This window comes from Collimonas sp. (assembly GCF_035566375.1).
Taxonomy (GTDB): Bacteria; Pseudomonadota; Gammaproteobacteria; order Burkholderiales; family Burkholderiaceae_D; genus Collimonas.
The window spans coordinates 23,811-47,192 of the sequence record NZ_DATMRK010000036.1 but is presented as its reverse complement, the minus strand read 5'-3'; the positions used below and the strand labels follow the sequence as shown (position 1 = coordinate 47,192).

General features: G+C 58.5%; 22 protein-coding genes. 12 read left to right on the top strand and 10 right to left on the bottom strand.

Going from position 1 to position 23,382, the window contains the following annotated elements:
• Positions 1 to 522: 522 nt before the first annotated feature.
• The 5 genes from VNZ60_RS11695 to VNZ60_RS11675 all read left to right on the top strand — a co-directional run bounded on the left by VNZ60_RS11695 (position 523) and on the right by VNZ60_RS11675 (position 5,188).
• Complete coding sequence (locus VNZ60_RS11695) at positions 523 to 1,680, top strand: ABC transporter substrate-binding protein (RefSeq protein ID WP_325659280.1); 1,158 nt, start codon at positions 523 to 525, stop codon at positions 1,678 to 1,680.
• 230 nt (positions 1,681 to 1,910) lie between these two features.
• Positions 1,911 to 2,792: a branched-chain amino acid ABC transporter permease gene (locus tag VNZ60_RS11690; RefSeq protein ID WP_211465259.1), complete on the top strand. Its 882-nt coding sequence runs from the start codon at positions 1,911 to 1,913 to the stop codon at positions 2,790 to 2,792.
• A 31-nt stretch (positions 2,793 to 2,823) separates the two neighbouring features.
• The gene (locus VNZ60_RS11685) at positions 2,824 to 3,693 is read left to right on the top strand and encodes a branched-chain amino acid ABC transporter permease (RefSeq protein ID WP_325659294.1); all 870 of its coding nucleotides are present in this window, start codon (positions 2,824 to 2,826) and stop codon (positions 3,691 to 3,693) included.
• Positions 3,693 to 4,454 (top strand): ABC transporter ATP-binding protein, encoded by a 762-nt coding sequence (locus VNZ60_RS11680; protein WP_325659277.1) that lies wholly within the window; start codon positions 3,693 to 3,695, stop codon positions 4,452 to 4,454. The genes VNZ60_RS11685 and VNZ60_RS11680 overlap by 1 nt, the downstream gene beginning before the upstream one ends.
• The gene (locus tag VNZ60_RS11675) at positions 4,451 to 5,188 is read left to right on the top strand and encodes an ABC transporter ATP-binding protein (protein ID WP_414648819.1); all 738 of its coding nucleotides are present in this window, start codon (positions 4,451 to 4,453) and stop codon (positions 5,186 to 5,188) included. Before VNZ60_RS11680 ends, VNZ60_RS11675 begins: the two co-directional genes overlap by 4 nt.
• An 81-nt stretch (positions 5,189 to 5,269) precedes the next feature.
• Here VNZ60_RS11675 and VNZ60_RS11670 read toward each other — a convergent pair whose 3' ends face one another.
• On the bottom strand, positions 5,270 to 5,944 hold the full coding sequence (locus VNZ60_RS11670) for a hypothetical protein (protein WP_325659275.1): 675 nt from the start codon (positions 5,942 to 5,944) through the stop codon (positions 5,270 to 5,272).
• Positions 5,945 to 6,192: 248 nt separating this feature from the next.
• Between VNZ60_RS11670 and VNZ60_RS11665 the strand changes: the two genes are divergently transcribed.
• From VNZ60_RS11665 to VNZ60_RS11645, 5 genes are all read left to right on the top strand, one after another.
• Positions 6,193 to 7,464 (top strand): sensor histidine kinase, encoded by a 1,272-nt coding sequence (locus VNZ60_RS11665; protein WP_325659273.1) that lies wholly within the window; start codon positions 6,193 to 6,195, stop codon positions 7,462 to 7,464.
• Complete coding sequence (locus tag VNZ60_RS11660) at positions 7,458 to 8,747, top strand: sensor histidine kinase (protein ID WP_325659271.1); 1,290 nt, start codon at positions 7,458 to 7,460, stop codon at positions 8,745 to 8,747. The genes VNZ60_RS11665 and VNZ60_RS11660 overlap by 7 nt, the downstream gene beginning before the upstream one ends.
• Positions 8,744 to 9,385 (top strand): response regulator transcription factor, encoded by a 642-nt coding sequence (locus VNZ60_RS11655; RefSeq protein WP_325659269.1) that lies wholly within the window; start codon positions 8,744 to 8,746, stop codon positions 9,383 to 9,385. Before VNZ60_RS11660 ends, VNZ60_RS11655 begins: the two co-directional genes overlap by 4 nt.
• Before the next feature lie 67 nt (positions 9,386 to 9,452).
• Entirely contained in the window at positions 9,453 to 10,148 is a 696-nt protein-coding gene (locus VNZ60_RS11650; protein ID WP_325659267.1) for a hypothetical protein, read from the top strand.
• A 254-nt stretch (positions 10,149 to 10,402) separates the two neighbouring features.
• On the top strand, positions 10,403 to 10,891 hold the full coding sequence (locus tag VNZ60_RS11645; RefSeq protein ID WP_325659265.1) for an AmiS/UreI family transporter: 489 nt from the start codon (positions 10,403 to 10,405) through the stop codon (positions 10,889 to 10,891).
• Positions 10,892 to 10,922: 31 nt separating this feature from the next.
• Here the strand turns inward: VNZ60_RS11645 and VNZ60_RS11640 are convergent, their stop codons facing one another.
• Positions 10,923 to 11,468, bottom strand: a complete 546-nt coding sequence (locus VNZ60_RS11640; RefSeq protein WP_325659263.1) for a hypothetical protein — start codon at positions 11,466 to 11,468, stop codon at positions 10,923 to 10,925.
• 194 nt (positions 11,469 to 11,662) lie between these two features.
• Here VNZ60_RS11640 and VNZ60_RS11635 point away from each other — a divergent pair, with 194 nt between their 5' ends.
• Both VNZ60_RS11635 and VNZ60_RS11630 read left to right on the top strand, forming a co-directional pair.
• Entirely contained in the window at positions 11,663 to 12,643 is a 981-nt protein-coding gene (locus VNZ60_RS11635; protein WP_325659261.1) for an ABC transporter ATP-binding protein, read from the top strand.
• Positions 12,640 to 13,950: a hypothetical protein gene (locus VNZ60_RS11630; protein WP_325659259.1), complete on the top strand. Its 1,311-nt coding sequence runs from the start codon at positions 12,640 to 12,642 to the stop codon at positions 13,948 to 13,950. Before VNZ60_RS11635 ends, VNZ60_RS11630 begins: the two co-directional genes overlap by 4 nt.
• Positions 13,951 to 14,059: 109 nt before the next feature.
• Here the strand turns inward: VNZ60_RS11630 and tal are convergent, their stop codons facing one another.
• The 8 genes from tal to pmbA form a co-directional block, all read right to left on the bottom strand.
• Positions 14,060 to 15,031, bottom strand: a complete 972-nt coding sequence (gene tal / locus VNZ60_RS11625) for a transaldolase (RefSeq protein WP_325659257.1) — start codon at positions 15,029 to 15,031, stop codon at positions 14,060 to 14,062.
• Between the two features lie 56 nt (positions 15,032 to 15,087).
• The gene (gene xylB, locus VNZ60_RS11620; RefSeq protein ID WP_325659290.1) at positions 15,088 to 16,569 is read right to left on the bottom strand and encodes a xylulokinase; all 1,482 of its coding nucleotides are present in this window, start codon (positions 16,567 to 16,569) and stop codon (positions 15,088 to 15,090) included.
• 222 nt (positions 16,570 to 16,791) lie between these two features.
• Positions 16,792 to 17,781, bottom strand: a complete 990-nt coding sequence (locus VNZ60_RS11615) for a LacI family DNA-binding transcriptional regulator (RefSeq protein WP_325659288.1) — start codon at positions 17,779 to 17,781, stop codon at positions 16,792 to 16,794.
• A gap of 121 nt (positions 17,782 to 17,902) precedes the next feature.
• Complete coding sequence (locus tag VNZ60_RS11610; protein ID WP_325659256.1) at positions 17,903 to 18,841, bottom strand: ABC transporter substrate-binding protein; 939 nt, start codon at positions 18,839 to 18,841, stop codon at positions 17,903 to 17,905.
• A gap of 80 nt (positions 18,842 to 18,921) precedes the next feature.
• On the bottom strand, positions 18,922 to 19,959 hold the full coding sequence (locus VNZ60_RS11605) for an ABC transporter permease subunit (protein WP_325659254.1): 1,038 nt from the start codon (positions 19,957 to 19,959) through the stop codon (positions 18,922 to 18,924).
• Positions 19,960 to 19,976: 17 nt separating this feature from the next.
• Complete coding sequence (locus VNZ60_RS11600) at positions 19,977 to 21,527, bottom strand: sugar ABC transporter ATP-binding protein (protein WP_325659253.1); 1,551 nt, start codon at positions 21,525 to 21,527, stop codon at positions 19,977 to 19,979.
• A complete protein-coding gene (locus VNZ60_RS11595) occupies positions 21,517 to 21,672 on the bottom strand; it encodes a hypothetical protein (RefSeq protein WP_325659251.1) in 156 nt (51 codons plus the stop codon). The genes VNZ60_RS11600 and VNZ60_RS11595 overlap by 11 nt, the downstream gene beginning before the upstream one ends.
• Positions 21,673 to 21,971: 299 nt before the next feature.
• Positions 21,972 to 23,336 (bottom strand): metalloprotease PmbA, encoded by a 1,365-nt coding sequence (gene pmbA / locus VNZ60_RS11590; protein ID WP_325659249.1) that lies wholly within the window; start codon positions 23,334 to 23,336, stop codon positions 21,972 to 21,974.
• Between the last annotated feature and the right edge of the window lie 46 nt (positions 23,337 to 23,382).

Below are 23,382 nucleotides of genomic sequence, written 5' to 3'. Positions count from 1 at the left end.
ATTCTCGTCCCTGATCGACGACGATATATTCCAGGTGCTGACACTCGAAGGTTCAGTGGCGGCGCGCGATCATATCGGCGGTACTGCACCGCGCCAGGTGCGGCTGGCGATCCAGCATTTGCGGCAGCAACTGGGCTGAATCGAACGCTGATTCAGGTTTCAATATGGTGGAAAGCGCAAAGCTTTCCACCATGCCGAATCGGCATAAGGTCGACAGCGCAAAGCCCGAACGCCGGGTATAATTGCGAAAAACCGCGCAATAACTCGCTATACCCGACCAAAAGTCGTAATCCTCCCGCGTAAAACATCCGCTTTACCTGGCTTGTGAGCTACTTGAGCGCCAGGAATTTCAGACCGAAAATCCCTTATACTTTGTTCACTTTTGGTGCACCCACCCAGCGTGCACCAAAATAATAACGCTCGCTGATTTCTTACTTCATAATGCTTTGGCTGCAGTCGCCCCAGTACGCCGCTGCATGGTAGGAAATCGCTCAAAAAAACGGTCTCTTGGAGGATATAGAAATGGGAATCAAAGCAGTCTTTAAAACACTTCCGTTACTAATGCTTGCTGCCGGTCTGGGCAGCGCCGCGCACGCTGCCGACGTTAAGCTCGGCCTGGCTGCGGCATTGACTGGGCCTGCCGCCAAATACGGCGTCGCCATCAAGAACGGCTTTTCGCTGGCCGCCGATGAAGTCAACGCTGCCGGCGGCGTCAACGGCAACAAGCTGCAACTGATCATCGAAGACGAACAAGGCAAGAAAGAAGAAGCCATCAACGTCTTCAAGAAACTGATCTTCAAGGACAAGGCTTTGCTGGTGTTCGGCCCTACCCTGTCGAACTCGGCGTTCGCCGCCGACCCGATCGCCAATGCCGCCAAAGTGGTGGCCTTCGGCACCAGCAACACCGCCGACGGCATCACCGCGATGGGGCCGTTCACCTTCCGTAACTCCGTGATGGAAGCCGACGTCTTGCCTGTCACCACGCGCGCTGCGGTCAAGCATTTCGGCCTCAAGAAAGTCGCCATCATCTACGGTAACGACGACGCTTTCACCAAGAGCGGCTACGACGTCTTCAAGGCGACCCTGGCGAACCAGAAAATTCCTGTCACCACCACTGAAGCGTATGCCAAGGGCGACGTCGACTTCAAGGCGCAGCTGACCAAGATCAAGGCCAGCAATCCGGATGCGATCGTCTGCTCCTGCCTGACCGAAGAAGCGGCCAACATCATTTTGCAAACCCGCGCACTGGGCATGAAGCAACCGTTCATCGGCGGCAACGGCTTGAATTCGCCGAAGCTGTTTGATATCGCCAAGGGCGCCGGCGACGACACCATCATGGGCAGCCCATGGTCGTCGGAAAACCTGACGCCGGCCAACAAGGCGTTCATTGCCGCCTACAAGGCCAAGTTCGGCAGCGATCCGGATCAGTTCGCAGCGCAAGCCTACGACGCCCTGCATGTGGTGGTCGCCGCCTTGAAGAATATCAAGCTGAGCGGTGCCCTCGACAAGGATCGGATTGCCCTGCAACAGGCCTTGCCTGCGGTGACGATTGAAGGTGCGACTGGCAAGTTTGCATTCCGCAAAGCGCCGCCGGTGACTGGTAAGGAAGTTGGTTACGATGCGCAGCAGGATGCGATTGTGAATATTGCCAAGGGTGGCAAATTCGTATTGTTGAAGTAACGTAGTCTGTAGTCAATTGGGGACAGAGTTTAAGAGTCGCCGCAGCGCGACGAATTACTCTGTCCCCTATTGACGGCGTCCGGAGAAAGAATGGCGGCCGTTGCGCCAGAAAATTTTGTACTCCGTAGTCCGTTAATTGGGGTCAGAGTAATTTACGACGATATAACTGTCGTAAAAAAACTCTGACCCCAATTAACTGCATTTGCGCTGATTTTTAGAAAAAAACCTCCATGCTTGAACAACAACTCATCAACGCCCTTTCCTTGGGCAGCGTGTATGCGCTGTTTGCCCTGGGCTTCACGCTGGTCTTCGGCGTGCTGGGCGTGATCAATTTATCCCACGGCGCGATCTTCATGCTTGGCAGCTACGCCGCGCTGCTGCTGGTTGAACATCTGGCGTTGCCGCTTTGGCTGGCAATGCTGGCCGCGATGCTGGTGTCGGGCCTGATCGGCTTGCTGGTCGATTACCTGGTGCTGAAGCCGCTGCGGGCGCGCAATGCGCCGCATCTGGCGCCGATGATCGCCACGATCGGCGTCGCCACCATCCTCACCAGCCTGGCGCAAGGTTTGTTCGGCGCTGAAAACAAACGCTTCCCGGTCGGCACCATTCCGGAAGACAGCTACAACTGGGGCCATCTGCATGTCACCGCGGTGCAAATCGGCATCGTCCTGATTTCCTTCATCCTGATGCTGGTGCTGCTGGCGGTGATGCGCCGCACCCAGCTTGGGCGCGCCTTGCGCGCAATTGCCGAATCGCCGAAAGCGGCTTACCTGCTCGGCATCAATGTCGAAGGCCTGTTCTACCTGACCTCGTTCGCTGCGGCCGCCCTGGGCGGCGCCGCCGGCGTGCTGGTCGGCCTGTCGTTCAACGCGATTACACCGTTCATGGGACAACCGATGCTGCACAAAGGCATCGCCGTCATCATCCTGGGCGGCATGGGCGACATCCGCGGCGCCATGATCGCCGGCCTGTTCCTGGGTTTTGCCGAAGTGCTGACGGTGGCTTATATTTCCAGCGATTTCCGCGACGCGGTGGGCTTCGGTTTGCTGTTCCTGATTTTATTGGTCAAGCCTTCCGGCATGTTCGGCAAAGTGCTGGAAAGGAAGGCTTGAGATGATTGAATTGATTACAAATATGGGCTTCATGGATTGGTGGGACGGTTTCTGGTCGACCTATAACACCGTGATTTTCAGCCTCGGCGTCAACGCCATGCTGGCGCTGTCGATTTATATCACCCTGTCCTGCGGCCTGCTGTCGCTGGCCAACGCGGCCTTCATGGGCATCGGCGCTTACACCGCAGCGCTGATCAGCATGCAGACTGGCCTGCCGTTCCCGGCCGCACTGGCGCTAGGCGGCGCACTGCCGGCGCTGGTAGCGCTGGTCATCGGCATCCCGACCTTGCGTTTGTCCGGTGTGTACCTGGCGATGGCAACCCTGGGTTTTGGCGAAGTGGTGCGGGTGATTGTGCTGAACATGGATATCACCGGCGGCCCGCTCGGCTTGAACGGCATTCCGCTGAAGACCGAATGGTGGCACATCGTCTTGCTGCTGGCGCTTACGCTATACATCCTGGCGCGCATCCGCCGCTCGAAAATCGGCCGCGCTTTCGAAGCCATCAAGGAAGATGAAGTGGCGGCGCGCCTGATGGGTATCAATGTGGCGGGCTACAAACTGCTGGCGTTTGTCATCGGCGCCGCCATCGCGGGCGTGGCCGGCGGCCTCAACGCTCACTACACTTTCACTATCGGCCCGGGCAACTATGCCTTCGAAAACGCCGTGGAAATCCTGACCATGGCCGTGTTCGGCGGCACCAGCACCCTGATCGGCCCGACCCTGGGCGGCATGATACTGACGCTGTTGCCGGAAGCGCTGCGCGATTTCAACAGCTATCGTGCGGTGGTCAACGGCCTGATCCTGGTGCTGGTGATCCTGTATCTGCCCAAAGGCATCTGGGATCCGCGCCGGCTTCGGGCATTTTTCCAGCGCAAGCCGCAAACTGGAGGAAATAACTAATGTTGCAACTCAAGAATATCAGTAAGAATTTCGGCGGCCTGCAGGTTTTGCAAGACGTCAACTTCAACGTTCCGCAAGGCGGCATCTTCGGTTTGATCGGCCCTAACGGCGCCGGCAAGACTACCGTGTTCAACCTGATCACCGGCCTGCTGCGCGCATCCGGCGGTGCTATCGAATTCGATGGCCAGGATATCGGCAAGGTGGCGCCGCACAAGATTACCGAACGCGGCATCGCCCGCACTTTCCAGAATATCCGCGTGTTCAAGGAAATGAGCTTGCTGGAAAACGTCGTGGTCGGCATGCATGACCATATGCACTACGGTTTCGGCAGCTTGCTGCTCAATCTCGGCGGCTTCCGCAAGATCGAAGCCCAGGCCCGTGAACGCGCGCTGGAATTGCTGTCATGGGTGCGCCTCGATCATAAGGCGCAGATGCTGGCCGACAGCCTGTCCTACGGCGAGCAGCGCAAGCTGGAATTCGCCCGCGCGCTGGCAACCAAACCCAAGCTGTTGCTGCTCGACGAGCCGGTTGCCGGCATGAACCCGGCCGAAAAAACCGAGCTGATGACGGAGATCCTGAACATCAAGCAACGCGGTTTCAGCATCTTCATGATCGAACACGATATGCGTTTCGTGATGGGCCTGTGCGACCGCATCGCGGTGCTCAACTTCGGCCGCATCATCGCCGAAGGCAGCCCCGATCAGATCAAGAATAACCCGGAAGTGATCGAAGCTTATCTGGGTAAGGAAGACGCAGAATGAATACCCAAGTCAAGATGAGCCAGACACCGATTCTGCAAGTGCAGGACCTGGCGGTTTCATACGGCCATATCGAAGCGGTCAAAGGCATAGACCTGGTACTCAATGAGGGCGAAATCACGGCGCTGGTGGGCGCCAACGGCGCCGGCAAAAGCACCGCTCTGCTGGCCATCTCCGGCCTGCTCAAGCCAACTCGCGGCCAAGTGCTGTTCGAGCGCCAGGACCTGACCCGGCTGGCGCCGCACAAGATTGTTCAGAGCGGCGTAGTGCAAGTCGCCGAAGGCCGCGCCACGCTGACCACCCTCAGCATCGCCGAGAACCTGGCGCTGGGCGCCTACACCCGCAAAGACAAAGCACAAATCGCCCAGGATCTGGACTGGGTCTACTCCTTGTTCCCGGTGCTGCAACGGCGCAAGGACGGCCTGGCCGGCAACCTGTCCGGCGGCGAACAGCAGATGCTGGCGATCGGCCGCGCCCTGATGGCCAAACCACGCGTGCTGTTGCTGGATGAACCGTCGATGGGCCTGGCGCCGCTGCTGGTGCAGGAAATTTTCCGCATCGTCCAGGAAATCAACCGCACCGGCCTGACCATTCTGCTGGTCGAACAAAACGTCCGCCAGGCCTTGCGCATCGCCCGCCGCGGCTATGTGCTGGAAACCGGCAAGATCGTGCTGGCTGATAGCGGTAGCAATCTGTTGAATAATCCCAAGGTGCTGGAAGCGTATCTGGGTGGTTGACGGCGTCGCTCTGACAATAGATCGTTAATATTGGAAAAGGCGGATACTGCACCATGCACTATCCGCCCTTCCATGCAGGATTTAGAACGAGTAAGCCGTACCTATTGAAATCCCGAGTTGGAATTTTCTGTCGTGAAAGTCAGAAGAGACCCGCCGCTGCTCCGCTGCAAGATCCTGGCCAAGCGCCGCATTGCCAGCTCCGCTCGAAGCCGAGAGCGAGGCCTTCCCTCCATTCATGAACTGCGCTCCGACATCGCTGATGAAGCGCCATCCCGGCTTGCTTGCAGCAGCCGATTCCCATCCTACGCCGAGATAAGGGCTGAATTTGCTGAAAGTAGATTTACCGCGCAATTGGCCGACTTCACTGGCGGAATAAGTATTGCCGTTCAAGTGATAATTTCCGCCGGAGTCGGAAGCAGCCGTCAGGTTCTGCGCCTGTTTGTTACTGTACACCAGCCCGCCGGACATACGAAATCCACTGCCGGCGACAGGAAACCAGTCCACCATCGCATTCAGCGATGTGCTGCTGTCCGGCTTGATGTCGTAATGGTTGCCGCCGATATTGCGGTCGTTCGATCCGGAAAATCCTCTGCCGATACCGAGCCGTACCGAGAAATTGTCGTTGAGTACCTTACCGACACCTGCCTCTACCCCCGTCCCCACCTTGCCATATACAAACAGGTCGTCGGCACGAGCGACACTGCTATTGAAAATTAAGAGCGGGAGCAAGGCCATATACATAATGCGTTGTTTCATTGAGGGTTCCTTGAATAAGAGAGAGATCCGACGGGTCCGGCCAATACGCCGGACGAGGTCGCATTCTGGAACAAAGCGCGCAGTCGCACATGTGCCGGAAGATAGAGAACCCGAACATGACTTTCGGCACTGTCTCGCACTTGAGAAAGTGCCGTAAGATGCCCCTTTCTGTGAAACTGCCAGTACAAGGAGTACAAGGCATCGGCTTTCGATCATCAAACCAGGCAATTTGAATCCCCAGGCAAGCAATGACTCTACCTACTCTCAAAATATTCAGAACCGTCGGCATGCTGGCGTGCGCGATCATGCTCGGATTGGGGCTGGCAAGCATCATGGATCTTGGGCTGCAGCAGGTTCAAGGCGACGCGTCGTCGAAAAACGCCTTGGCCATGCTAGCCATGAAATTGGCCGGCCTTTTCAGCGCCGCCGCTGCCGACCGGCCCTCGATCGGATACACGATATTTCTAAGCCTTTTCATCCTGTGCATATGCCTGTTCGCTATCGCCTTTTGGCTACGCACCAGCCCCACCGCCAAACGCCCGACTTCAATGGCTGCGGGCCTGCTGGCGGTGCAACTCTTGATCGGCGTATTGGTGGAGCCATGGACCGAACCCGGCCTGGTCTACGTTTTTGCGATGGAACTTGCGTTCGTCTTGCCCCATCGCGCTGCGCTTGCATGGTTGTGTGCGCAGATAGTACTGATCGATGTATCCGCCATGCCGTTTTTGCTTGGCGTCGTGGCCGGCAAGCAGGCCTGCAACGTTGCAGGAGCAGTGCCGCCACCGCTGGCGGTCGTCATGGGCCTGTCCTGGATCAGAGGAATGATCTTCCAGGTTCTGGCTTTTTGCATCGGCTACTTTGCCAACGCCGAGATGCGCAGCCGGATTGCTCTGGCCGGCGCCTATGCGGATCTGGTTGCCACCCAACTGCTGCTGGCGGACGCCATTCGCAGTTCGGAGCGGGAGCGGATTTCCCGCAATCTGCACGACGCCATAGGTCATCACCTGGCGGCGCTCAATCTACAACTCGATCTGGCCATGCGCCAGGCCGGCAGCCGTCTTATCGAATCGGTCCGGACCTCACGCCTGTTGGCGCAACGCTTGCTGGCAGAGGTGCGCGCCGTGGTGGGCGTCGAGCGGGAACATCAGGTGCTCGACTTGCGGCTAGCCCTGGAAACCTTATGCGCCGGTATCCCGACGCCGCGCATTGCCTTGTCGTTCGATAGCGAACTGGCGTTTAACTCCCCAACGCTTGCCCATACGATCTTCCGTAGCGTACAGGAATCGATCAGCAACGCGGTGCGGCACTCGGGGGCGAATATTCTCCAAATTGTTTTTTCCAGCTTGCCCGACGGCTTGGCGATATCCATCAGTGACGATGGCAAAGGCATGAACAAAAATAAGGCGGGCAATGGTCTGCACGGAATACGCGAACGCATCGAAGAACAAGGTGGAAAACTGGAAGCCGGAAATCGCATCGAAGGCGGCTTCAGCATCAAGATCTGGCTACCGCAATGCTGAAGCCATCGACTCTAGCCATATTCAGAACTGCCTCTCTGCTCGCCTGCCTCGCGATCGGTGTGCAGCAGTTTGTGCCGCTCTGGTTTGTCGGGGTGCCATCGCTGCCATTCCTGCACTACCCGTTGGTCAGCCTGGTCATGCAATTTTCAGGCACGGACGGCATGCTTGCCTCGGATCGGCTGGATGCGACATTCCGCTTACTTTTCGTTCTTTACCTGCTGTCACTAACTGGATTCACGGCGGCGTTCTGGATGCGCACCAAGCCGTCAATCAACCGTTCAGCGCTGAGCAATGCGGGTCTGCTAAGCGCACAGATTGTGCTGGGACTGCTGATCAACGATGAATTGCTCTTTATCGTCGCCGCCGAATATGCATTGATCCAGCCCCTGCGACCGGGCTTGCTCTGGCTGTGCGCGCAGATGATGGCGTATACGGCGTTAAATCTATCCCATTTGCTCCACATCGGCGACACGCTACTCATCTGCAACGTGAGCGGAACGGATGTTACGCCGCTATCGCCGCATCAGCGCGCGGTTCATATTGGTCTGGATATCGCGATGGGAGTGGCATTTCAGGCGATGGCTTTCTGCATCGGCTACCTGGCGGCAGCGGAGCACCGGCGCCGGATCAAACTCGCAGTCGCCCATGCGGAATTACTCGCCACCCAGCAGCTTCTGGGAGGGGCGGTCAGTGCATCCGAACGAATGCGGATCGCCCGCGATCTGCACGATGCAATCGGTCATCATCTGACTGCGATCAATTTGCATCTCGATCTCGCCACTCGCCAGGCCGGCGGCCAAGCGCCGGAACCGGTTCAAACCTCGCGCGAGCTGGCCCAACGCTTGCTGGCAGAGGTTCGCGCGCTGGTGAGCGTGGAACGGCAAGAGCAGCGGATCAATTTGCGGAAAGCTCTGAAAACCCTGTGCCACGGCGCTTCCCATCCTTGGGGCGCGCGCGTTGAGTTAACCATCGATGGCGAGCTGGAAGTGAGATCGCCGGCGCTTGCCCATGCGATTTTTCTCAGCGTGCAGGAAGTGATCGCCAATGCAATCCGACATGACGACAATGCAGTCCCCGATATTACGCTTGCCAGCACGAATGACGGCATGACAATCACCATCCTTGACGCTAATGCAGCAAAGAGCCAACTTGACAAGGACGGCAGTTTGCATGGAATACGCAAACGTATCGAAGCATTGGGTGGAACGCTGGACGCCGGCATTTGCATCGGCAACGGTTTCGGCACCCAAATTTGGCTACCGGCATTTGGAGGCGCACAATGATTCGTGTTGTACTGGTTGATGATCAGACCCTGGTTCGCAGTGGCATACGCGGCTTGCTGGAATTGACCGACGACATTCGGGTAGTGGCTGAAGCTGCAGATGGCGGCCAGGCGCTAGCCGTCATCGCGACGGCAAAACCCGATGTGATTTTGCTGGATATCCGTATGCCGGTACGCTCCGGCATCGAGGTGTTGCATGCATTGCAGGACAATGGCCCCATCCCCCCTGCCATTTTGCTGACGACTTTTGACGACGACCAAGCTCTGCTGGAAGGAATGCGCGCCGGCGCCAAAGGTTTTCTGCTCAAGGATATTTCCTTGGAGCGCCTGACCGACGCCATCCGCCGCGTCGCCGCCGGTTTCACCTTGTTCCGCCCGGCCATCACGGAGCGCGTACTACAAGGTATTCAAGAGACAGCCTCGTCCTTTCCTAATCTGGACCTGCCGGAGCGATTAACCGGCCGCGAGACTGAAATACTGGCTCTCATGGCTGGCGGCTTCAATAACCGGGAAATTGCCGATGCGCTGGGTCCGAGCGAAGGTACGATCAAAAACCATGTCTCCAGCATTCTCTCCAAGCTCGGTGTACGCGATCGCGTGCGGGCCGTGCTCAGGGGATTGGAACTTGGATATATCTAGAACGCATTGCATCAATCCGTAAATAAACCAATGAACCAATGAACGCCAAGAGAGATACTGACGGCCAATGACAGAAATTCTCGCAGGGGATAGAGGCGCTGCCCGTCGGATTACCTTGGCGTTTACCATCGCTTTGCATTTTCTCGGCATCTATCTTTGGGTAAGCATGATGAACCGTCCGACGATGTCTCAAGCGGAAAATCCAACGATACTCCTGCACCTGTTCACGCTGCCGCTGCAGCAACCTGCGGCCCGGCAAAGCGTAGCGCGGACCAGGTCGTTGCTGCCGCAATCGACACCGAAAAATAAGCAGCAAAATGCGCCACATGCACCCGCGGCCGACGTGCCTCCCCAAAGCAGCTCCGATATATCAAATCCTGCGGCGGCCAGCCATACCGAGGACAGCTATTCTTCAGACACCACGTCATCCAAGCCCATCAGCACAGAACAGATGATTCTCAATGCCAAGCGCGATGTCGGAAAAATTGACCGTGATTTACGCAAGGCCTTCCCCAAACTTCCTGAGACAGCACCCGATACAGCGCAATCGAGGATGGCGAAGGGAATTGCTGCTGCCGGCAAGGGGAAATGGGGGCGGATGGAAGAAAGAGTATTGCCAGGTGGCCGCAGAATAACAAATATCGTCACACCGCTTGGAACATATTGCGTTACCTACGAAGGTGCGGCGGCTGCCGACGGCGTTGATCAGATGCAGCGTGGAGTGCAGCAGAAGATAAGCAGTTGTGCGCATTTTTTCGATTGACGATTCCATTGCAAATGCAATGTCGATGAGGTTAGCCTGGCTCTGCTGTGCTTTGAATTAAACCTCTTTGAATTAGACCCCGTTGAATTGAGCCTCTTTGAATTAGGCCTATTTAGCGATCAATTTCAAGACCAATATTCATATTGGCTTTATTCGATTCCGGTTTACCTGCATATAGGTGAATCAGATATCTTGCCCGCACCTTCGGATAATCCGATCAAAATCATGGGCAGTACTTCAGAAAGAAATAAATCATGTTGGGCATTGCTCTACTGTTCATCGGCGCAGTGCTGGTCGTCAATGGCGTCGGCCTGACCGGCCGCATCGAGGCGCGTGAAAATGCTGTCTTCAATTTTCTGGTTGGCACGCTTGCGCTATTCATCAGTTTGCTAGGCCTGGTCCGCAGCGTGGACAACGCCGGCTACCTGAGCGTGGCGGCGGGCTTGCTGTTTGCGTTCACTTATCTGTATCTGGCGGTGGTGCAATGGAAAGGCATGAACGGCAAAGGACTGGGCTGGTATTGCTTGTTCGTTGCCATCAACACCCTGCCGATGGCCTGGTTGGCGATCAGCCAGGATATGCGCTCAACCATGATGTGGCTGACCTGGGGCGCACTTTGGTTCTTGTTTTTTCTGGCAATGGCGCTTCAAAAAACCATCCGCTCACTGGGTGTCATCACCGCGATTATCGGGATTGTTTCTTGCTGGATTCCGGGTTTCTTAATGTTGGCCGGCCGCTGGTAAAAGCCGCAATCACTGCAGACCGGTGTCAGCACTACATAGAACCGCCGCCCATGCCACCCATGCCTTTACCGCGCCCCTTGCCTGCCGGCTTGTCCTTGTTCGCCGCCGGACTGCGCTCGCAAAATGTTTGGTCGACGCGTTGCAACCGATCCGCCAGGAACAGCCGCAGCGCTTGCCGTTGCTGATCATCCAGCGCATCGCTCATGCTCAGCCAAAGCTCGCGCAACTGGCGGTTATCCTGCAGCGCCAATCCCGATTCCGTATCCAGCGCTGCCGACAACTGCCGCAAATCGATGGCTGGATCATTCAAGCCTTTCATCATGCCGGCTTGCAGATCGCGCTGGCGTTTTTCGCGCTCGGCGAGGATAGCGCGGGTCTTGGTTTCCAGCTGACGCCATAAGGTTTGCTGATTTGGGTTCAGATGCAATTCATCCTTCACCCCGCCTGCCGCCGCCAGCACATCCTCGCTACGAAAATCCATTACCGGCGCCGCCAGCACCGACGACGCCAACCCCAGGCTGAACAAGGCGGCGAGTGAACCCAGCTTCAAAGCGGACAATAGCTGCTCAGAGCGCATAACAACCTCCAGAAAACAAAGCAGCTATTAAATCCGAGTTACGGCTCCAGAGAAGCAGATGAATCATTTGGTAACAGCCGCCCGCGTACCGATACACAATGTTGCCGGCTGCAATTTGCGGATTTCGCAGGCACCCTTCTCACGCATTGCTATATTATTAGCAACTTACATTGCTATCGTCCCTCCGGACTCTCATGATAAAAATCTCTGGCCTTACCTTCGATTACCCCGGTCATCGGGCTTTGCATCAAGTCAGCCTGCAGGTCGAGGCCGGCAGCGTGACGGCGCTGGTCGGCTCCAACGGCGCCGGCAAAACCACGCTGATGCGCTGCATCGCCGGCCTCGAAACGCCGCTCTCCGGTTCGATCAGCGTAGCCGGTCTGGATGTGCTGGAACAGCCGCGTGAAGTGCACCGGATCATGGGTTACCTGTCCGATTTTTATGGCTTGTATCAGGCGCTGACAGTGGCCCAATGCTTTGAATACGCCGCCGCAGCCCAAGGCTTGCCGGCGCCCTCCATCCCGCAAGCGATACAAACCACCGCCCGCCAGCTCGGGCTGACCGACCGCCTGCAACAGACTTGCGACAAGCTCTCGCGCGGCTTGCGCCAGCGCGTCGCGATCGGCCAAGCCATCATTCACGCACCGCAGATCCTGCTGCTGGACGAACCGGCCTCCGGCCTCGATCCAGAGGCACGCGCCAGCCTGGCCGGCCTGTTCCGCCAGTTGCAAGCGCAAGGCATGACGCTGCTGGTGTCGTCGCATATCCTGGCGGAGCTGGATGAATATTCAAGCCACATGCTGGCCCTGCGCGACGGCAGAGTGCTGGAGTATCGCGCACTGGATCACGGCAGCACAGCACTCGCTCCGCGCAAGTCGCTAAGGATCACCCTGGCCCAAGCCACTCCCGGCTGGCACGCGCAACTGGCGGCCGAACCGGCGCTGCAGATCAACGCCGGCGACGAGCGCAGCGCCGATGTCATCTTCAGCGGCGACGAACAGGCCCAGGCAGCATTGCTGGCGCGCCTCATTGGCGGCGGCCTGGCGATCAGCAGTTTCACCGATCAAAAGGAAAACCTGCAGCAGTCCTATCTGCGCTCGGTCGCCAGCTATGAAAACGGAGAACGCGGAGAAAATAACCAAAACACCCCATCCAACGGCAGGAGCGCATCGTGATCAATCCCGAATTCAAACGTAACCTGTGGCTGCAATTCTCCCTGCATCGCTTGATCGCCATGCCCGCCATATTGGGATTGATTTTCTTCGCGCTCAGCATCGCCAACAATAATTTTCTCGGCGTTGTCGCGCTCGACAGCGTGGCCCTGATCCTGTTCGCCGGCATCGTCTGCCTGTGGGGCACCCGCAACGCCAGCAGCGCCGTGATCGAAGAGATCCGCGACAAGACCTGGGACCAGCAGCGCATGAGCGCGCTCGATCCCTGGACCATGACCTGGGGCAAGCTGTTCGGCGCCACCGCCTTCAACTGGTATGGCGGCGTGCTTTGCCTGGCGGCGTTCGTGATTGCCGCGCTGGCGCGCGAGCGCAGCATGATCCTGGTCGACAGCCTGACCTTGGCGGCGCTGGCGATCCTGATGCATGCGGCGACGATGGCCTTGAACCTGCATCTGATGCGTAGCGACCTGCGCGCCGCGCAGCGCGGCGGCGTCACCTGGGCGGTGGTGCTGCTCGCCTTTGTGTTGACACCATCCTTCCGCTCCCAAATCGATAGTTCCATCGTGTGGTGGGGGCAGATGTTTTATTACAGGTCGTTCCTGGCGGCCAGCATGATTTTCTTCGCCGCCATCGCTATATTTGCCGCCTGGCGCAGCATGCGCAGCGCCTTGCAAATCGCGACCATACCGTGGGCCTGGCCGCTGGCTTGCTGCGTGCTGGCAGCTTATGGCGCCGGCTTTAGCGACGGCGCCGGCTTGCTCTGGATAGCCCTGATGCTAGCGCTCGCCATGACCTATGCGGCCCTGTTCTCGGAAAAGAACGATATCGCATTCTGGCAACGCATCGTGGCCCGGGCAAAAGCCGGCAACTGGCATGGCCTGCTGCGCAATTTGCCGATCTGGCCGACCACGCTGGCATTGAGCTTTTGTTTCGCGCTGCTGCTGCAATTCGGCGGCGACCAAGCGTTGCCGTTTGGCTTGCCGTTCAGATTATCAGCGACAGTCGCCGGTATTTCTTTCCTGGCCATGACGCTGGCTCTGATGCTATTGCGCGACTGCTGCGTCTACCTGTTCTTTGCCTTTTCCTTCAAGAGCAAGCGGGTCGGCGCCACCACCGTCCTGTACCTGGCAATCATCAACGGCCTGCTGCCGTTTCTGTGCAATGTGATGGGCTTGAACGTGCTCTCCCTGCTTTTCATGCCACTGCATATTGGCAGCGGCTGGGTCATGCTGAGCATAGCAGCGCTGCATGCGGTGCTGGCTTTGGCGCTGCTGGGCTGGCGCTGGCGTCAGCAGGCCCTGCGCGCTTAACAAACGCAGCTAACTGGGGTCAGAGTGAACTTTCTGCGCGCTTTTTGCAGAAACTTCACTCTGACCCCAGATGACTCTTGCCGGGGCGACATCAAGAATTAAGAAGCCCTCAATTGGCAGCGTGCGCCGAAGCCCGCAAATCCTCGATGATCTTATCGAGCTTGATCGCATCGGCGGCAAAACCGCGTATCCCTTCCGCCAGTTTTTCGGTAGCCATGGCGTCCTCATTGAGGGCGTAACGAAAACCCGCTTCGTCGTAACTGACTGCCTGCAAGTCAGCACGGGCGGCAGCCTCTTTGTCCAACACACGCGGCAAGGCGGCGTCGCTGGCTTGCAGCTGCGCCAGCAACTCCGGGCTGATGGTGAGCAGATCGCAACCGGCCAGCGCGGCGATCTGGCCGACGTTGCGGAAGCTGGCGCCCATCACTTCGGTTTCAATCCCAAAACGCTTGTAATAGCTGTAGATTTGCGCCACCGATTTCACACCGGGATCGTTCGACAGCGTATTGGCCGCTTCATCCCAGGCGCTGCCGGCGGATTTCTTGTACCAGTCGTAGATGCGGCCGACGAACGGCGAGATCAGGCGTACCTTGGCCGCGCCGCAGGCAACCGCCTGGCAAAATGAAAACAGCAAGGTCAGATTGCAACGAATGCCTTCGCGCTCCAGGATGGCGGCAGCCTGGATCCCTTCCCAGGTCGAGGCGATCTTGATCAACACCCGTTCACGGCCGATGCCGGCAGCTTCATACAAAGCCATGATGCGGCGCGCCCGCGCCACCGTGGCGGCGCTATCGAAGCTGAGCCTGGCGTCGACTTCGGTCGAGACCCGGCCCGGCACCACTTGCAAAATCTCCAGGCCGAAACGCACCAGCACCTGGTCGACGATCTGATCCAGCGCACTGTCGGCATGGGCGGCGACGGTCTCGGCCAGCAGCGGCGCGTAGTCGGCCTGCTGCACCGCTTTCAATATCAGCGAGGGATTGGTGGTGGCGTCGCGCGGCTTGAATTGCGCCAGTTGCTTGAAGTTTCCAGTGTCGGCTACCACCGTCGTGTATTGCTTGATCTGATCCAGCTGATTCATGTCTATGCCTTTGTGTTAATCGAGGATGAAATAAGAATTCAATAAGCGACTAAAGTTCAATCATGCAAAGCTTGCGCCGCGGTGAATAAGCCGCGGAATTTCCGGTAGCGCGCTTGCAGCGCCTCCTGCTGTGCGGCAACGGGAACGAAGCGCTCCTTTATCGGCATGCCAGCTGCCAGCAATTCGTGGTAATCGCGGCCGCCCCCATACGCCAGGAAACCCAGCTTGGCGGCGCCGATGCAGGCGCTGAGTTCGCTGCCTGACAAGGTGCAAACTTCCCGGTCGAGGATATTCGCCAGCAATTGCGCCCAGTAATTGCTGCGGGCGCCGCCGCCGACCAGGGAACAAGTGGCTACTTCCGCGCCTGCCGATTGCACCGCGGACATCGCATCGAGCAGGCCGAAGCCGACCCCTTCCAGCACCGCGTAACCAAGCATCGCCGGCGTCGTATCATAGGCAAGATTCATGAAGCCGCCACGCAGCAGCGGATCGTTATGCGGCGTGCGTTCGCCGGCCAGATAGGGCAAGAACAAGGGCGTCGCGGCAGGCGCCGGCTGAGTCAGCGGCAATTCTTCTTGCACCAGTTGCAGCAAGGCTTGCTCATTGGCCTGGCCCAGCAAATGAGTGGCCCAGCGCAGGCAGCTGGCGCCGGCCAGCATCGCGCCCATGGTGTACCAGCGCTGCGGCAGCGCGTGGCAGAAGCTGTGCACCGCACTGGCCGGCATGCCGGCCACGCGGTCGGTAATGGCGACCATGGCGGCGCTGGTGCCCAGCGTAACGAAGGCCTGGCCGGCCTCAATCGCGCCGATGCCGACTGCCGATACCGGATTATCGCCGCCACCGCCAGCCACCACCACCGGCTGCTGCCAGCCCAGCAGCGACGCCGCGGATGCGCTCAAAGCGGCCGACGCTGCCGAGCCTTCCACCAAACGCGGCATTTGATTCAATTGCAGCCCGCAGGCGTGCAGCATGGGTTCGAACCAATCGCGCTGGCGCACATCCAGCCACAGCGTGCCGGCGGCGTCGGAGACATCGCTGATACGCTCGCCGGTCAGCCGCAAACGCAGGTAATCCTTGGGCGACAAGACACAGGAAATCCGGCTGAATACTTGCGGCTCATGCTCGCGCAGCCACAGCAGCTTGGGTGCAGTCAGGCCAGCCATCGGCAAGCTGCCGGTGACATCGGCAAATGCGGGATATTGGCGGCCCAGCGAGTGCGCCTGCGCCAAAGCGCGCGAATCGTCCCAGAGTATCGCCGGGCGCAGCAGCTGGTCGCCTTGATCCAGCAGCACCGCGCCATGCATCTGCCCCGATAAACCGATGCAACGTACACGGTCATATGCGTCCGGCTGCTGCTGCCGCAACTGCTGCAAAGCCGTCAGGCAAGCCTGCCACCAGTCTTCCGGATTTTGCTCGGACCAGCCGGCTTGCGGCCGCGAGATGCTCAGGTGGACCCCGGCATGCGTCAGCACCGCGCCGCTCACATCGAGCAATACCGCTTTCAGTTCCGAAGTGCCGAGATCGATCCCGAGTGAGATGGGACTAACCATAGAAATCCATTCTTAGCTTATTCAAATTGCGGGCCATATCAAAAGCTACCTGGGGTCGGAGCTAACTGGGGTCAGAGTGAACTTTCTGCACGCCTTTTGCAGAAACTTCACTCTGACCCCACTTAGCGGGCCACGGAGTACTGCCTTATCGTTAAAAAAGAACGAAACCACCTAGTGCACTCTGCCTTTCTCCGAATCCGTCATGTGGGGTCAAAGACAGCCGCAGGAATTGCGGACGCGCAGCGTCGGCGCCATCCGCACGGTCTGCTTTTTGCCCTCCGGCGTTTCAATCCGCTTCATCAACAGTTTGACTGCGCGCATGCCCAGTTCCTTGACTGGTTGCGCCATCACGGTCAGGCGCGGGATGAAGAAATCGGCCCAGTCGAAATCGTCGAAACCGACCAGGGCAATCTGTTCCGGCACATCTATCTTGGCGTCGCGCAGAGCGTGCATGGCGCCGATGGTCATCAGGTTATTGGCGGCCATGATGGCGGTCGGCGGCGCTGCCAGCGTCAGCAGCTGGCGGGTTGCCAGCCTGGCCGGTTCGCTGCTGGATTCGCCGCTGACCAGCAGTTCCGGATCAAACGGCAGACCGGCGGTGTCCAGCGCGGCGCGATAACCTTCGATCCGCTCATCGGTAGTGGGCAGGCCGGCGCTGCCGGAAATCAGTGCGATGCGTTTATGCCCGTGCTGGATCAGATGACTGACCAGTTCCTGCGACGATTTTTTGTTTTCCACGCCGACCTGGTCGAAGCCTTGCGCCACCAGCCGGTCTACCAGCACCGCCGGGATCTCGTTGGCGCGCAGATATTCCAGCGCCAGATGCTGCGGATCGGCGGACGGCGCCAGCAAAATGCCGTCGACCCGCCGATGATGCAGCGCCTTGACCGCGCGCAGTTCCTGCTCCGGATCGTCGCGGGTATCGACATACAGCATCATGATGCCGTGCTTGGCGCATTCAGTTTCGATGGCGTGCACGGTTTCGCTGAAATAGTGATTGGAGAGCGCGGAAATCGCCACGCCGATGGTGTTCGAGGTCGAGCGCGCCAGCGAGCGCGCCAAGGTGTTGGGTATGTAGCCGAGCTCCTGGATTGCCGCCTCCACCGCACGCACGGTAGCCGGCCGCACCTTGCGCGTGCCGTTCAAGACATGCGAGACCGTCGAAGTCGATACCTTCGCGATTCTTGCGACATCATCCATGGTTGCCAATTGTATTCACTCCCCTTTTTTTGCTGCATTTTCTTGCTGCTTTTTCCTGCAGTCTATGGGCGGCTGCAAATACCCCGCATTGAGCGGAACATCCGCAGCCACCGTATCAATGCTAACGCTTGCTGGACCAGCCTTTATACGTAGCGACATTATCGCGGGTAATCAGCGTCGGCTCCAGCAGCACGACCGGTTTGGCCGGGCGTTTGCCGTTGAGTATGTCATAGCCGATGGCAACCGCATCCTGCGCCTGCGCCCACGGGTCCTGGCTGGCGGAAGCCTGGATCGAGTTTGGCGCCTTCAATGCAGCTTCGATATCCGGTGCGCCGTCGACCGAAGTGATGACGATTCCGCTGCGTTTCAATTGCTTGGCGGCGAGATCGCTGCCGATCGCTTGCGGATCGTTGATGGTGAACAAGCCATCGATTTTCGGGAAGCGCGTCAGATAGCCTTGCATGGCGTTCAGGCCGCCTTCGCGCGAACCCTTGCCATCCTGGTCATCGGATAAGACCTTGATGCCGGGCGCTGCTGCAAAGACAGTCTTGCAACCTTTGACGCGGTCGGTCACCGCGCTTACTTGCGGGCCGTTTTGGATAATCACGTTACCCTTGCCGCCCAGTTTGTCGACCAGGTATTTACAAGCCAGCTTGCCCGCCAGCTCGTTATCGGTCTGTACCGTAGCGTCCACGCCCTTGGCGCCGACATCCACCGCCACCACCACGATCCCCGCCTTCTGCGCTTTCTTGATGGCAGGTTCGATCGCGACTGGATCGGTGGCGTTCAGCAAGATCAGGTCGACCCCGGCTGAAATGAAATTATCGATCTGGGTAAACTGCTTGCTCAGATCATAGTCGGCCGACACTGCGGTGACTTTAGCGTTCGGATTGATTTGCAGGGCTTTGGCTTTAGCGCCGTTGGCAAGCGTCACAAAATAAGGATTACCGAGCGAGCCGACGGTGATGCCGACCGCTTTCAATTCACGCGCCTGGGCCGCAGTCGATAGCGTCAGAGCCAAGGTCAGCGGAAGCAATGCCGCGAGAGCGATTTTTTTCATGATGTACCTATCTCCTGTTACTGGTCATATAAAAATCCCGGTGCAACGACCAGCTTGTCACACCCGGCGGTCTGTAAGCCTTATGTACGCGCACCCGATTGCCGGTACCGGTCGAGCGCCACCGCGCCGATGATCACGATGCCCTTGATGATGTATTGCCAGATATCGGAAACCCCCAGCAGCACCAGGCCGTTGGTCAGCACCGCGATAATCAGCGCGCCGATCAAGGTGCCGGCTATGGAACCGACACCGCCGGTAAAGCTGGTGCCGCCCAAGATCACCGCTGCGATCGCATCCAGTTCATAGGACTGCCCCAGTTGCAGGCCGTTGGCGGCGGACAGGCGCGACGCCGTCATCACCGCACCCAGCCCGGCCAGCAAGCCGGATACCGCATACACAAACAGCAGCACCTTCCAGACCTTGATGCCCGACAGCCGCGCCGCCTCTTGATTGCCGCCGACTGCATAGATCTGCACGCCGATCACGGTACGGCGCAGGATGAACCAGGAAAGCGCCACCACCAGCAAGGCGATAATCACCAGCCAAGGCACGCCCAGCACCGCATCGTTGCCGATGAATGCGAACGGCAACTCCGGATTGAAGACCGTCTTGTCATCCGCCAGCAGACGCGCCAGGCCGCGCATTGCAGTCAAGGCGCCGAGCGTGACGATGAACGGCGGCAGGCGCATGAAGGCGATCAGGACGCCGTTGGTCAAGCCCAGCAACAGACCGAAACCGATACCGGCGGCTATCCCCAGCATGCCGAATTGCGGCGACAGCGAAGCCAGCATTGCCACCACTGCCGACGCCGCCAGAATCGCACCGACCGACAGATCAATGCCGGCGGTCAGGATCACGAAGGTCATGCCGGCCGCCAGTACGATATTCACCGAAGCTTGCTGGGTGATGATCGACAGATTCTGCACCGTGAAAAAGTTTTCGCTCATCAGAGCAAAACCCAAGACCAGCAACAACAGCACCGGCAGCATACCGACCGTGCGTAGCAGATTGCGCATTTGTTCGCGTTTGCCGACTGCAACGGCGGTGGTGCTACTAGTTCTTTGGCTGCTTTGGCTGCTCAATTCCATGATTTCTGTCTCCTTGCTGTTCTGATCCATGATGTCAATCCCGCCGTTCAGGCAGCTTGCGGCTCGATTTGCTGAGCGCCGGTCGCCAGTTCGATAATGTTTTCCTGGCTGATCTCGCGCCCGGAATGGCCGCCGAGTTCTGCCACCAGTTCGCCTTCGCGCATCACCAGCACCCGATCCGAGGTGCCGACGATTTCCGGCAGTTCGCTAGAGATCACCACCACCCCGATGCCGGCCTGGGCCAGTTCATTGATGATCCGATAAATTTCCGATTTGGCGCCGATGTCGACGCCGCGCGTCGGCTCATCCAGGATCAGCACATGCGGCTTGATTTCCAGCAAGCGCGCCAGCAATACCTTCTGTTGATTACCGCCCGACAGCGCACCGACATTGATGTTGGGCGAAGCCACCCGGATCGCCAGCGACTTGATCGCCGCGCTGGCGCGTTGCGCACCACGGCGGCGATCCAGCACGCCGCCGTAACTGGCATCCGGCACGCAGGCGCAGACATTGATGTTGTCGCGCACGCTCATGTCCAAAAACAAACCCTGGGCTTTGCGGTCTTCGGTCAGATACACCACGCCGGCGCGGATCGCATCGACCGGGCCGCGCAGCGCGGTGACTGCCTTGCCGGCCACTTCCAGCGTGCCGGAAATACGCGGATCGGCGCCAAAAATCAAACGCGCCAGTTCAGTGCGGCCGGCGCCGACCAGGCCGGCGATGCCCAGCACCTCGCCCGCATGCAAATCGAAGCTGCAGCCCCTGACCCGGCCGCCATCGGCCATATCGCGCACCCGCATCACGACATTGCCGGGATCATAGGGCGCATGTTCTTTCTTGTAGAAACCGGACAGATCGCGTCCGACCATCATTTTCACCAAGGCCTCGGCCGACAATTCCTCGCGCGCCAGCATGCCGACGTGCTTACCGTCGCGCAGCACCGAAACCCGGTCCGACAGTTCGTAGATTTCAGCCATGCGATGGCTGATATAGACAATCGCCAGGCCTTCCTGACGCAACTGCCGGATCAATGCAAACAAACGATCGGTCTCGCGCGAAGACAAAGGCGTAGTGGGCTCGTCCATCACCAGGATCCTGGCCTTTGCATGGATGGCCCTTGCAATCTCGACCAGCTGGCGCTCGGCGATCGAGAGCGTGCTGACCTTGGTCTGCGGCTTGAAATCGGCGCCGAGGCGGTTCAACACATCGACACATCCCGCCTCCATCGCCTTGCGGTCGACAGTCCAGCTGCGCCCGCGCAATTCACGGCCCAGATAGATGTTCTCCGCCACGCTCAGGTTGGGGCACAGGCTCAGCTCCTGATAAATGACGGCGACGCCGTGCTCCTTGGCCGCACCCGGGCCATAGCTGGCCAGGCGCCGGCCGTCGATGCGAATCTCGCCGCCGGCGTCAGCCTGGTGGGCGCCGGACAAGACTTTCATCAAGGTCGACTTGCCGGCGCCGTTCTCGCCCATCAAGGCATGCACTTCGCCGGCAAACACGGTCAGATCGACTTCTTTCAATACCCGCAAGCCGCTGAAGGTCTTGGAGATGCCACGCATCTCAAGGATTGGTGTTGCGCCTGGTTCAGGTTTCATGAACAGCCCCTAGTTTCGACTGATCGATCAGTTTTTTAAAACTCATCAATGCGATAAAACGGTTGGTATAAGCAGATAAAAATAATACGGAGCGGTCAAGAAGTAGCCGCCGCCGGCAAGCATCCTGCCGTGAGCGATCGTTCAATGCCAACTCTTGGGCGGAGTGTAGAGCGAGGGTCTGGCGCCTCGCATGGATGCGGGATTTTCATTTGTCTCCTTGCGTTTTTATCTTTTACCTAGACTGCGCAACCGTCAAAAGACAGAGCGCGGCCTGATTTGCGATCAATATTAGAGGAAAGCAAGCGCTTGCGCAAGCGCTTGCTTTTTTTGATATTAAGACAATACTGGCGATAAAAATAAAACAAGGACAAAAAAACACCTCCACGAAGGAGGTGTCGGATAAGCGTTAAAACCGCTTGCTACGGGGCTGTCAGCCGCCTTCGATCAATTTCCTGCCACAGTCATGCTTTCAATCAGCACCGAGCCGGTTTGTTTGGTGCCGCGAATCAGCGTATCGGCGCCGATGGCGACGATCTGCGCCAGCATGTCTTTCATATTGCCGGCAATCGTGATTTCCTCGACCGGGTACTGGATCACGCCCTTTTCCACCCAATAACCGGAGGCGCCGCGCGAATAATCGCCGGTGACATAGTTGACGCCCTGCCCCATCAACTCGGTCACCAGCAAGCCGGTATCGAGCTTCTTCAGCATCGCCTTGAAATCATCCGAGGTTTTGGTCAGCGAAGAAGTCATGCTCAGGTTATGCGAGCCGCCGGAATTGCCGGTGGTTTTCATGCCCAGCTTGCGCGCCGAATAGGTCGACAGGAAGTAACCCTGCACCACGCCATCCTTGACCACGTCGCGGCGCTGAGTCTTCACACCTTCTTCATCGAACGGCGCGGAGCCGACCGCGCCGATGACATGCGGGTCTTCCACAATCTGGATATGCGGCGCAAATACCGATTTGCCCAGGGTATCCAGCAGGAAGGTCGATTTGCGGTACAGCGCGCCACCCGACACCGCCTGCACGAAAGCCCCCAGCAAACCTGCCGCCAGCGGGGCTTCGAACAGCACCGGACATTTGCGAGTATCCAGCTGACGGGCGTTGAGCCGCGCCAGTGCACGCTCGGCAGCGTAACGACCGATCGCTTCCGGCTTGGCCAGCTGCTTGGGATCGCGCATCGACGAATACCAGTCGTCGCGCTGCATGTTGCCGCCCTTGCCGGCGATAGGCGCCACCGAAATGGTGTGGCGCGAGAATGGGTAACCACCCATGAAACCGCGCGAATTGGCGGCCACAAAGTGCGATTGCTGGGCATATACGCCGGCGCCTTCGCTGTTGGTGATGCGTTTGTCGACGGCAAATGCTGCCGCCTCGCAACGTTTTGCCAATTCGACAGCTTCCTCTGCCGAAATCAGCCACGGCGAGCACAGTTTCAAATCCAGCGGGTGCATTTCCAAAGTATCAACATCCGGCAAACCGGCGCAATCGTCTTCTGCGGTAAAGCGGGCGATGTTGTAGGCCGCTTCGACCGTATCTTGCAGCGCCTTGGCCGAAAAATCGGAAGTGCTGGCGTTGCCGCGCCGGGTATGGCCCTCCTCGCCCAGATAGACGGTGACGCCCATGCCCTTGTCCTTGTTTTGCTCGATCGTTTCGATGCTGCCCTTGCGCACCCCCACCGATAAACCACTGCCTTCGCTGATTTCGACAGCGGCGCCGGAAGCGCCTTTTTCCCGCGCATAACGCAACACATCCTGCGCCAGCTGTTGTAATTGCTCTTGACTATGGATAAATACGGAGTCGCTCATGGGTCGGTTTTCTTTGAATAAGGTATAAAACGGTTATCATAGCAGT